This window comes from Nostoc paludosum FACHB-159, assembly GCF_014698835.1.
In the GTDB taxonomy this organism is placed as follows: Bacteria; Cyanobacteriota; Cyanobacteriia; order Cyanobacteriales; family Nostocaceae; genus Nostoc; species Nostoc paludosum.
In genome coordinates this window covers 40,097-52,282 of record NZ_JACJTU010000045.1, presented here as the reverse complement: position 1 = coordinate 52,282, position 12,186 = coordinate 40,097, and the positions used below count along the sequence as shown (strand labels likewise).

8 protein-coding genes are annotated in these 12,186 nt (G+C 40.5%); 7 read left to right on the top strand and 1 reads right to left on the bottom strand.

Going from position 1 to position 12,186, the window contains the following annotated elements; genetic code table 11:
• The first annotated feature begins 281 nt into the window (after positions 1 to 281).
• The 4 genes from H6H03_RS30530 to H6H03_RS30515 all read left to right on the top strand — a co-directional run bounded on the left by H6H03_RS30530 (position 282) and on the right by H6H03_RS30515 (position 5,732).
• Positions 282 to 1,238, top strand: a complete 957-nt coding sequence (locus tag H6H03_RS30530) for a response regulator (protein WP_190958794.1) — start codon at positions 282 to 284, stop codon at positions 1,236 to 1,238.
• Between the two features lie 103 nt (positions 1,239 to 1,341).
• Positions 1,342 to 2,037 carry a bifunctional demethylmenaquinone methyltransferase/2-methoxy-6-polyprenyl-1,4-benzoquinol methylase UbiE gene (ubiE, locus tag H6H03_RS30525; protein ID WP_190958793.1) on the top strand — a complete coding sequence of 232 codons (696 nt, stop codon included), beginning with the start codon at positions 1,342 to 1,344 and terminating at the stop codon, positions 2,035 to 2,037.
• Between the two features lie 124 nt (positions 2,038 to 2,161).
• Complete coding sequence (locus H6H03_RS30520; RefSeq protein ID WP_190958792.1) at positions 2,162 to 3,397, top strand: DUF445 domain-containing protein; 1,236 nt, start codon at positions 2,162 to 2,164, stop codon at positions 3,395 to 3,397.
• A 418-nt stretch (positions 3,398 to 3,815) separates the two neighbouring features.
• Positions 3,816 to 5,732 (top strand): aspartate kinase, encoded by a 1,917-nt coding sequence (locus tag H6H03_RS30515; RefSeq protein WP_190958791.1) that lies wholly within the window; start codon positions 3,816 to 3,818, stop codon positions 5,730 to 5,732.
• Positions 5,733 to 5,755: 23 nt separating this feature from the next.
• On the opposite strand, the gene H6H03_RS30510 is transcribed toward H6H03_RS30515, so the two are convergent.
• Positions 5,756 to 6,598 (bottom strand): hypothetical protein, encoded by an 843-nt coding sequence (locus H6H03_RS30510; RefSeq protein WP_313931961.1) that lies wholly within the window; start codon positions 6,596 to 6,598, stop codon positions 5,756 to 5,758.
• A 412-nt stretch (positions 6,599 to 7,010) separates the two neighbouring features.
• On the opposite strand from H6H03_RS30510, the gene H6H03_RS30505 reads away from it, so the two are divergent.
• The 3 genes from H6H03_RS30505 to hemN all read left to right on the top strand — a co-directional run bounded on the left by H6H03_RS30505 (position 7,011) and on the right by hemN (position 11,770).
• Positions 7,011 to 9,080: a serine/threonine-protein kinase gene (locus H6H03_RS30505; protein ID WP_190958789.1), complete on the top strand. Its 2,070-nt coding sequence runs from the start codon at positions 7,011 to 7,013 to the stop codon at positions 9,078 to 9,080.
• Positions 9,081 to 9,544: 464 nt separating this feature from the next.
• Positions 9,545 to 10,258 (top strand): biliverdin-producing heme oxygenase, encoded by a 714-nt coding sequence (locus H6H03_RS30500; RefSeq protein ID WP_190958798.1) that lies wholly within the window; start codon positions 9,545 to 9,547, stop codon positions 10,256 to 10,258.
• 129 nt (positions 10,259 to 10,387) lie between these two features.
• The gene (hemN, locus tag H6H03_RS30495; RefSeq protein WP_190958788.1) at positions 10,388 to 11,770 is read left to right on the top strand and encodes an oxygen-independent coproporphyrinogen III oxidase; all 1,383 of its coding nucleotides are present in this window, start codon (positions 10,388 to 10,390) and stop codon (positions 11,768 to 11,770) included.
• The last annotated feature ends 416 nt before the right edge of the window (positions 11,771 to 12,186 follow it).

Genomic DNA, 12,186 nt, shown 5'->3' with positions numbered 1-12,186 from the left:
ACACCTCCCACACCTCCCACACCTCCCACACCTCCCACACCTCCCACACCTCCCACACCTCCCACACCTCCCACACCTCCCACACCTCCCACACCTCCCACACCTCCTGTTTGCCCCATACCCAATGCCTAGCCCCTAAACAATTTTTCCCGTGCTGAACAATTAAATGTGCCTAAAAACATGATTTTACTCCGTAATAACCCATGACAAAATACTGCTCTTCTCGATTAAGCTTGGTATGGAATATAACAAGATAATCAAATATTTAAGGGAAATATCTTATGGATAATCCTAGCCTCGAAATTGAGAAAATCCAGTATCAAGTGATGACTCTTGAACGACCAAAAAAACTGAAAATTCTGGTGGTTGACGATGAGCCAGATAATCTCGATCTGCTTTATCGCACTTTTCGACGCGATTTTAATGTTTTGAAAGCTGATAGTGGGGTGAACGCCCTACAAGTTTTGGCAGCCGAAGGCGAGGTAGCTGTGATTATCTCCGATCAACGGATGCCAGAAATGAAAGGAACTGAGTTTCTCAGCAAGACGGTACCTCAGTTTCCCGATACAGTCAGGATAATTCTCACGGGATTTACTGATATTGAAGACTTGGTAGAAGCGATTAATGCTGGACAAGTTTACAAATACATTACCAAGCCTTGGGACCCAGGGGAACTCAAAGCAGTAGTCCAAAGAGCAGCAGAAACCTACGACTTGCTCAAGCAGCGTACAGAAGAGTTACGCCGCGCCCACGCTCAAATGGCACTGCTGAGTGTTTTGGTGCAGGTGACTCAAGCAGCTTCTAGCTTAGAAGAAACTCTTGCCCCAATTGCTAGGGCTTTTGCTGAAACTTTTGGCACCCAGGGGTGTATTATACAACTTATACATGGACATAATCTGGCTGCAACTCAAGGAAATTACAGCGATACAGGTACACTAGAAAATTGGCTTTCCCAAGACCTCCTCACCCAAGAAGCGATCGCCACAGGAAAAATTCAACTTTCCTTGAATATACCCAAAGACAACAAATTAAATGATGCTGTTCACTACCAAAACTCAGGCGTACAAGCACATTTAGTGATGCCAATTAGCTACCGGAATGAACTTTTGGGCGTATTATCACTACAGTGGAAACAACCGTGCATTTTGCGAGAAGATGAATTAAAGCTGATTGATTTATCAACGCAACTGATGGCGATCGCTCTGACTAGTAGTCGCTGCCATCAAACCATTGTGTAATTGTCATTAGTCATTAGTCATTAGTCATTAGTCATTTGTGAAAACTAATCTCCAATGCCCAATGCCCAATGCCCAATGCCCCATGCCCTATGCCCCATAGCCAATGACTAACGAAATTCAGTCCATTTTTAACCGCATTGCTCCAGTTTATGACCAGTTGAACGATTGGTTGAGTCTGGGACAACACCGAATCTGGAAAGAAATGGCAGTTAAATGGAGTGCGGCTAAATCTGGTGACACTGCACTTGATTTGTGTTGCGGTAGCGGTGATTTAGCTTTACGTTTGGCACGGCGTGTGGGAGCAACAGGAAAAGTGTACGGAGTAGACTTCTCTCCAAACTTGCTAGAAACTGCTAAAGAACGCTCGCAAAAGCAGTACCCCCAACCTGTTATCGCCTGGGTGGAAGCTGACGTGCTAAATTTGCCTTTCGACGATAACCAATTTGACGCCGCAACAATGGGCTATGGTTTAAGAAATGTTAAAGATATTTCCCGGAGTCTGCAAGAGTTATACCGTGTCCTAAAGCCGGGTGCTAAAGCTGCGATTTTAGACTTTCATCGACCGAGTAATCCCCAGCTACGCGGTTTTCAGCAGTGGTATCTGGACAATTTTGTTGTGCCGATTGCTGATTATTTGGGCTTAAAGGAAGAATATGCTTACATCAGCCCCAGCTTAGACCGCTTTCCCGTTGGCAAAAAGCAAGTAGAGTTAGCTCATCAAGTTGGTTTTGGTACTGCCACACACTACCCCATTGCGAACGGTATGATGGGAGTGCTAGTAGTCAAGAAAAATGAGTGAAGAGTTAGGAATTATAAAGTTATGAATTATGAGTAGTGATAAATTCTCATTGAGAACTTATCATTCCTAACTCTTAATTCTTAACTCCTAACTCGTCACTCTCAAATCGAAAATCCAAAATCCTGTGGACTGGTCTCATCTTTGGCTTTATGTGTCTCCCCCTATACTGGGTGGAATTATCGGCTATTTTACAAATGATATAGCCATCAAAATGTTGTTCCGTCCCTACCGAGCAATTTATATTGCTGGACGAAGAGTACCCTTCACTCCTGGATTAATTCCCCGCAACCAGGAACGTCTGGCTCTGAACATTTCTAATACAATCATGGGGTCGCTATTAACGCCAGAGGAATTACAAAATCTGGCGCGGCGTCTGTTACAAACAGAACGCGTACAAGGAGCAATTCTCTGGTTGTTACGGCTGGCGATCGAACAAGTCAAAACAGATAAAAACCAGAAAACCGCTAAAATTGTAGCGGGAATTTTGCGGGATTTGTTAGGAGAATCCTTGCCAAGATTGCTGAAGGTTTTGTCACGGCGAGAAGACTTTTTAGAAGCGCAGATCAATCAAGTTTTTGACCAGATTCTGCTGGAATTTCAATTGACAGAAGAACAAGCCACGAGGCTTGCAGATTGGTTATTGCAAGTGGTTTTACCGCCAGATGTATTGCGCCAAGCAATAGTTGATTTTTTGACCGATCGCACAATTCAAATTATTGATGAAGGCTTTCGGGAAAAAACCAGTGGTACTTACTGGGTAGTAGCAAATTTGTTTGGTTTACGTAATACTCTGACGCGACTAAGGACTTTTTGCTTAGATGAAAAAGAAGCTACCAATAGTCGGTTGCAGGAATTAACTCAAGATTTGCAAATGCGCGATCGCATTCGCAAATTATTGCAAAATTTATCATTACAAAACTTGCCGATTGGAACAGTGCGCCAGCTACGAAAGACCACACGCGAAAGTGTGCGTCATTACTTGCAAAGTAGTGGCAGTGATTTACTACAAGGATTAACTGATTCTGTTAATTGGGAAAATATTGCTGTAGTATTGTTGAACCGCTTGAGTACTTCACCTGTTGTCAATACTTCTTTAGAAGTGATGAGTCAAGAATTGGCTTTCATTTTAGAGAAGTATTTGGAAAAAGATTTAGAGGCAATTGTGGCCCAAGTAATTCCAATTTTGTCTATAGATCAAGTGATAGTTGACCGTGTAAAATCAACTTCGCCTGCTGATTTAGAAGCTGCGATCGAAGGAATTGTGAAAAATGAATTACAGGCGATTGTCAGTTTAGGTGGTATTTTGGGTTTCGTTGTTGGACTATTTCAAACAGGGTTTTTATTATTTACTCAATTTTAATTTTTGATTGGCTGTGTTGAAAAAGGAAGTGGGGAATGGCGAGTAGGGAGTGTTAACCGCGAACAGGCAAGGGCTTGGAGCGTCTTTTATTCCATCCGTAGAAGGTATGGGATGAAAGACGCTTTTTTATAAAATTAGGCGTATATCTAAAAAATTTCTGACAAAATATCAATTTCAGATTTTTTGTGTCAATTGATTCTGATAAGTTAGTAAAGTAAATAAGCTATTACGCTTTGAAATTGCACAGTGACTCATAAGGTTCGTTGACCGCTGACGGTTAACACTCAACAGTCAACAGCCAACACGAAAAGATGTGCGGCTTTAGATGCGCGACAGCTTATCATAATACTACTTTCAAAGCTTCCTAACCCGGCGGGGGCATTGAGCAAATACAGACACAATTGATTGGCTAAAAGTTATGGCGCTCATAGTTCAGAAATATGGTGGTACATCTGTCGGTTCAGTTGAACGCATTCAGGCTGTTGCACAGCGCGTTTATAAAACTGTCAAAGCTGGAAACTCTCTGGTTGTAGTGGTTTCGGCAATGGGCAAAACCACTGATGGACTCGTCAAACTAGCTAATGAAATTTCGCCAAATCCTAACCGCCGGGAAATGGATATGCTGCTTTCCACTGGCGAACAAGTCACCATTGCCTTACTCAGTATGGCGTTGCAGGAACTTGGACAACCAGCAATTTCTATGACTGGTGCTCAGGTAGGAATTGTTACTGAAGCTGAACACAGCCGCGCTCGGATTTTGCATATTGAAACTAGCCGTTTAACTCGCCACATCAAGGCAGGGAAAGTGGTTGTCGTAGCTGGATTTCAAGGGATATCCAGCACCGGAGAAATGGAAATCACAACTTTGGGACGTGGTGGTTCGGACACTTCAGCGGTAGCTTTGGCAGCAGCATTACAGGCAAATTTTTGTGAAATTTATACAGATGTTCCAGGGATTTTAACTACAGACCCGCGCTTAGTTCCCGAAGCTCAGTTGATGGATGCCATCACCTGCAATGAAATGCTGGAGCTAGCTAGCTTGGGAGCAAAAGTGTTGCATCCCCGTGCTGTAGAAATTGCTCGTAACTACGGTGTTCCCCTTGTAGTCAGATCTAGCTGGACGGACGATCCAGGTACTTGGGTTACCTCTGCCAAATCCCAAGGGCGATCGCTCATCAATCTAGAAATTGCCCGTCCAGTGGATGCTGTAGAATTTGATACTGACCAAGCAAAGGTCGCTTTATTGCGCGTTCCCGATAAGCCAGGTGTGGCAGCTAGGTTATTTGGCGAAATTGCCCGCCAAAAAGTAGATGTAGATTTAATTATTCAGTCAATTCATGAAGGTAATAGTAATGACATTGCCTTCACTGTGATGACACCGATTTTAAAACGAGCCGAAGCAGTAGCAGCAGCCATCGCCCCAGCCCTAAGAAGTGCATCCAACCCCAAAGCTGACGAAGCCGAGGTAATGGTAGAAAATAACATTGCCAAAGTCAGCATCGCAGGGGCAGGTATGATTGGGCGTCCCGGTGTAGCTGCGAAAATGTTCGCCACCTTAGCCGAAGCAGGCGTAAATATACAGATGATTTCGACCAGCGAGGTGAAAGTCAGTTGCGTAGTAGATGCAGCAGAATGCGATCGCGCTGTTACCGCACTTAGTAAAGCATTTGAAATCGAAGCAGGGGAGAACTCTTTAGAAACAGGTGTTTATCCGTTAGGGCAGGCAGAGGAGCAAGGGAGCAGGGGAGCAGAGGAGAGTTCATCCCCTCCGCCCCTCCGCCCCTCTGCCCCTCTGCCCCTCCGCCCCTCTGCCCTTCTGCCAAATTGTCCTCCCGTTCGCGGCGTCGCCCTAGACTTGAAACAAGCGCGTCTGGCGATTCGCCAATTACCAGACCGGCCGGGGATGGCGGCAAAGTTGTTTGGGTTATTAGCACAACACAACATCAGTGTTGATATGATTATCCAATCTCAGCGTTGTCGGGTAATTGATGGTATTCCCAGGCGGGATATTGCCTTTACTGTCTCCCGGATGGATGGGGAAAATGCAAAACAGCTGCTCACTCAAGTAGCAGCAGAATTAGGATGGGGTGAAGTTGTTTTGGATAGTGCGATCGCTAAAGTAAGTATTGTCGGTACGGCGATGGTAGGACAACCAGGTGTTGCCGCTAAAATGTTTGAAGCCTTAGCCCAACAACAAATAAATATTCAAATGATTGCCACTTCAGAGATCAAAATTAGCTGTGTCGTGGCACAAGACCAAGGTGTTAAAGCTTTACAAGCTATTCATACCGCCTTTGGACTGGCTGGGACTGAAAAATTTGTTGTACCAGCGTAATCAGATTAGGTTCGGTTGAAGACTTATCTATTTTTGAGATGCCATCTTTCCATCATGGCTATGATTTCGGAAATTTCGCGTTCGCCACGCCAAACTAAATCAAGTTTTTTGAGTTGGTCAAGGCTGATACCGCCATCTTCCTCAGCAATGCGGTGATGTTCTCTATCTCCCATTGCTGCTAATAAATGTTGAAAAATGATCGGCTCATCAAACTGAGGATTTTCTTCCGGATCGTTGAGAATTAGGATTGCTCGTTCTTCGGGTAATCCTTGGAGAATAGTAAGTATAAATCGTGTGGGAAAGTCTGCATCCTGAAGTTGAGGATGACGTGAAACTAACCCAGCCACTAGTACTCCCAGATAAGCCGCTGCTTGAGAATTGCTTAATACCTGAATTTGTTGGATAGCGATTTCAGTTAAATTGCTAAAAAATGCACACCCTAACTGCTGTTCAATAGCAATAACTCGATCTTCGTTTAACAAAGGTTCTAACTGTGCTTCAAACAAAAATTTACGTTGCTGTGGCACTTGACATAGTAAAATTTCTTTGGCGCGATCGCTCATCAAAAGTCTGCCATCAGATCCAAAGCTGAAGTCTTTTCCCGGTTCTAAACCTCCACTTAAAAGAATTTGAAAAACGTTAGTTTGGGCTTTTTCTTGCATCTGTTCGTATTGCGCTTGCCCAAGAAAAATTCGACAAAACCAACGGTGACTATCAGAGTCGCATTCCACCATTACTTCGTTAACAATCAAATTAGTTAACTTTTCCGTTCCCACAACTTTTTGCCAGCCTACAATCAAGTTACTAACAGCAGCTATGTCACGACGACTCAGCGCCTCAAGTAATTGGCGCTTCACAGTAGCCACTTGGTCTTTTTTTTGCCCAAATCTGTTGATTTTCAATCTTCTAGACGCGGATATTTAGCATTCGATCCGCTATTTTTATCGCATTTTGCGATCGCGTGTCATGGGTGGGATTGCTGAAGAATAGGGATCAAAATAACCTCTTAATATTCTCATTCTTCATCCCAAGTCTCTTTTTATGCAGAAATCTTACCTAAGTCTGGTAGCATATAACCGTATACAGCTAGTAACATCCTACCAAAAAAGAAAAATATTAGTAGTAATATGCAGTATTAGCTAATTAATCCGACTTATAAATGGGATTTTGCTATGATTATTTTTCTTTTCAGAAGTTTTTTTATTTTAAAATTACCAGTAATAACACGTACACTATAATCAAATAAAATATTCAGACATAAGACCATAATTGATATTGATGGATAGTCACTTCCTAGATAGACGCTACCGAATACTAAAAGTTCTCAATGATCGGGAAAAGGCAAAAACGTATTTAGCAGAAGATATTAATCTTCCTGGCAAACAATTTGTAGTCAAGCGACTATATCTTTCCACTAGCAATCCCCAAAATTTAACAATCCTGCACCGCTTGTTAGATAATAAGTTAATAACTTTAGAGCAACTCGGACAAGAACACGACCAAATCCAGAAACTAGTTGCTTATTTTGAAGAAAATGAAGAATTTTATCTAGTCCAAGAATTTATTCCTGGGTTACCTTTGACTGATGAAATTTTACCAGCACAACCTTTGAGGGAAGACCAAGTAATTACCCTATTATCAGAGATATTAGAAATTTTGGTAGTTGTGCATAGCCGTGGAGTAATTCACCAAGATATTAAACCAGAAAATATTATTCGCCGTGATTCAGATAAAAAGTTAGTTTTAGTTGACTTTAATACTATTAATGAAGTTAGCACAAATTTTAATAGTCTTGAATATATACCTATAGAGCAAGTTAATGGCAACCTAAAATACAATAGCGATATCTATGCTTTAGGTATAGTTGCGATCGCTGCACTTCTCGGTTTACCAACAAACGAAATATCTCATCTGCGAAGCCAGAAGAATCGGCTTACAGGTGAAATTGTTTGGCAAAACAAAGATTTAAAAATTAACAAAAAATTAGTAAAAATTATTAATAAAATGGTGCGTTTTGACTATCGAAAACGCTATCAGTATGCAACTGAAGTTTTAGATGATTTAAAAAAGTTAACAAGTGTTGAAGGCGAACAGCAAAACCAGCATCCAAAAAAATTATTCATAGCCATGACGGGGATAGCTGGCTGTTTTGCACTTGGTGTTACAGGGTGGTTTTTTCAGTTACCAAAATCTGAAAGTAATGCTCAAAAAAAATTATATCAAGAGGGAGTAAATAAATATGATATAGCAAACTATGAAGGAGCAATTCGAGATTTTAGTCAGCTGATTCAATTAGAACCAAAAAATGCTTTGGCTTATAATAAGCGAGGCGATGCTTATTATCGCTTGGGAGACTATGAGCAAGCACAAGCAGACTCTAGTCAAGCAATTTCGCTCAATCCTGAAGATGCTAATGCCTATTATGACCGGGGATTTGCTTTGTATGAATTAGGCAAGTATAAAGAAGCGATCGCTGATTATACCCAAGCGATTAAGTTAAATTCTCAAGATGCATACGCTTATTATGGCCGGGGATTAGCCCGCGTTCAAATTAAAGAGAATAAAGGGGCGCTGGGAGATTTTAGCAAAGCGATCGCCATCAAACCTGAGTATACTGAAGCCTACTTGCAACGAGGTATTCTCCGCCGTCGCCTCAAACTCAGACAAGCATCAATCCAAGATTTTGATAAAATAATTAAAATTAACCCTAGTGATGCCAAAGCTTATTATCAAAGGGGTTTAACTCAAGTTATTAATAAACAAAAATATGCAGCCTTGAAAGATTATTCTGATGCCATTAATATCAATCCTAAATATATAGAAGCTTATCTAAATCGGGGTGATATTTATAGCGATTTAGGCAACAAAATAGAAGCTACTGAAGATTACAATACTATTTTACAGCTAGATCCAAAATTTATTGCTGCTTATATCCACAGAGGTATTCACCGTTTTTCTTTCGGAGATTATAAAGGCGCTATTCAAGATTATAGTGAAGCGCTAAAACTAGATCCTAATGATGCGGCAGCTTACAATAACCGTGGTAACGCCTATCTCGAACTAGGAAATAAAAAAGCTGCAAATCAGGATTATTCACAAGCGATCGCCATTGATGCTAACAACGCCTTAGCCTATTATAATCGGGGCGTAATTCGCGCCAAACAGAAAAATAAACAAGGAGCGATCGCAGATTTCAAAAAAGCTGCAAAATTATTCCAACAGCAAGGCGAAAAAGATAGTTATCAAGATGCCCAAAGGGAAATTGCAATTCTGCAAAACAAGTCAGTAGCAGGAAAAACTACTCGTCCTAAGTCTGGGAGAAGAGAGAAAAAAGGGAGTAGGGAATAGGGCATTGGGCATTGGGCATGGAAAGAGGACAAGGGGGACAAGGAAGACAAGGTAGCAATCTTTCTGCCTTTGTATCCAAAGCGATCGCACTTTATTTTTAGAATATTTGCTACATTTTCAAACTCAAATATAGTTAGTTTTTGAATAGAAATATTCCTGAAAAATCGGTAAAAATTGATATCAAAATTACATAGAAATTTATAACTAAGTAAGACCGTGTATTAAAAATTTTAACTCCTCAAATATAAATAAATTTTAATAACTCAATAGTTATGCAAATATTAATAGTTAAATAATCTTAGGAGAAATAAAAACAGATGGGAGCTACATCAGCAGTGGTATTTGCTGGATAGAGTAATGTAGATCCTCTTTAAACCTGGAATAACAATTTTTTAATGGTACTAGCAGGCATTCTGAGTGATGACTGCCTGGAAATCTTGCACTTGAACATCAAGGAAGCAACAATGAGTAGCAATCTCGCCATCAAACTGCGCTCTGGAACTCAACAAGCCCACACCTCAGCAGAAAACGTGGGATTTATGAAATGTTTTCTCAAAGGAGTTGTAGACAGAGACTGCTTCGCCAAGTTCTTAAGCAACTTGTATTACATCTACAGCGAACTAGAAGCAGCCATAGAAAGCCATGCAGACTATCCTGTGATTAGTGCGGTTTATTTTCCCGAACTTAATCGCCAAGCTGCGCTCGAAAAAGACATGATGTTCTATTATGGGGATAATTGGAGAGAGCAAGTCACCCCCTCATCTGCTGCCCAGACTTACATTGACCGCATTCGGGAAATTTCTGCTAATGAACCGGCTTTATTGCTAGGTCATGCCTACACTCGCTACATGGGCGACCTTTCCGGGGGTCAAATGTTACAAAAAATTGCTCAGTCAGCCCTTAAGCTTTCTGGCTATGAAGGCACGTCTTTTTACAATTTTGAGCGAATTCCTGATAAAAAAGCATTTAAGGATAAGTATCGTCAGGCATTAAATGAACTACCCATTGATGATGCTACAGCAGAACGCATTGTTGCAGAAGCCAACAATGCCTTTGGGTTGAATTTAAAGATGGCTCAGGAACTAGAAGGAAGTTTAATTAAAGCCCTGGGCCAAGTTGTATTTAATAACCTGACTCGTTCTCAAAACCCAGGCAGCACAGAAATAACTGCAATTTAGTCATTAGTCATTGGTCATTGGTCAAGAGTCATTAATTATTGTCCCCTCTGCTCCTCTGCCTCCCCATCTCCCCATCTCCCCATCCCCGCGTCTTCCCCTCCCCTCACACATTTATTGGAAAGTAATTCAATGGTTTTTCTATTACCTGGTGTCAAATTTGATTTGGATTTGATTCAAAAATATGACACTCGCGCACCCAGATATACGAGCTATCCACCGGCTACAGAATTAAACGAAACATTCACCCAAACTGATTTTAAAACTGCGATCGCCGCCTCGAATCAACGCAAAACTCCTCTTTCTTTATATTTCCACATTCCCTTTTGCCAAAGTGCTTGCTATTTCTGTGGATGTAACACGGTAATTTCTAACAACAAGAAAATTGCTGAACCTTACTTAGAGTATTTGGTTCAAGATATTAAAAACACAGCAGCCTTAATCGATTCAGAAAGAAAAGTGCTGCAAATTCATTGGGGTGGTGGTACTCCTAATTATTTGGAACGCGACCAAGTAGAATTTATATGGAAAAACATCAATCATTACTTCAACATTGATTCCCAAGCAGAAATCTCCATCGAAATTAATCCCCGCTACATTGATAGAAACTATATTCTGTTTCTCAGACAAATTGGGTTTAATCGCATTAGCTTTGGCATTCAGGATTTTAATAGCCAAGTTCAAGTAGCTGTGAACCGCATCCAGCCCGAAGAAATGTTGTTTGATGTCATGAGTTGGATTAAAGAAGCGAAGTTTGAAAGTGTGAATGTAGACCTAATTTATGGTTTACCTTATCAAACTCGCGAAACTTTTCGGGAGACGGTGCAAAAGACTATGGAATTAGACCCTGACCGAATTGTGGTTTTTAATTTTGCTTATGTACCTTGGCTGAAACCAACGCAAAAAAATATTCCTCAAGAAGCTCTACCAGCAGCCCAGGAAAAGTTAGAAATTCTGAAAATGACCATTGAAGAATTGACGAATAACCAATATCTATTTATTGGGATGGATCATTTTGCTAAAGTTAATGATGAACTAGCGATCGCTCAACGTAATGGCACTCTCAAGCGCAATTTTCAAGGCTATACTACCCACGCTGAAACAGAACTTTTTGGTTTTGGTGCCACATCCATCAGTATGCTAGAAGATGCATACGCTCAAAACCACAAAGAATTAAAGGATTATTATCAGACAATTGCAGCAGGTAATTTACCTATTAGTAAAGGTATTAAACTGACTCAAAATGATATCATCAGACGAGATGCCATCATGTCTATCATGTCTCACTTTCAGTTACATAAGCAAGACATTGAAAATAAGTATCATATCAGTTTTGATGAATATTTCTCTGAGGAACTAGAGGCGTTAAAACCACTAGAAGCCGATGGTCTGGTGAGTTTATCAAAAAATCACATCCAAATCACAGACATCGGTAGATTACTAGTCAGAAATATTGCCGTCGTATTTGATACTCATACAAGAACGCGAGAGTCAAAATTCTCTCGTGCCATTTAAGGCAATAGGCAATAGATTTTTTCATGAATGATTGAGATTGCTACATGCAATGCTAAATCATTTGTGAAATTTTGCAGTTTTTAGCTCCTCGGCTTCTTTAGGAAGTTGGGGATTTAATTTTTTATAAATTTTACATCTACAAAAAGTTAGATAAAAACATTACATCTTCAGATAGATATAGCAAAGCTAAGATTATTTATTTTTCTCACTAATCGAGAATTATGTTATTTTCAGTAATCTAGTTTTGTAATCAATAAAGTCTAATATAAAATTCAAAATTTAATAATTGACTAACTTATTTCGCTAGCAACAACTTTCATTAACGATTTTCATGGTATACATGCCAAATGCCAATTCTCATGTAATCTCGATACAGCCTCTTTTATCTAACTTTTGGATTTAGCATTTATCCCGCG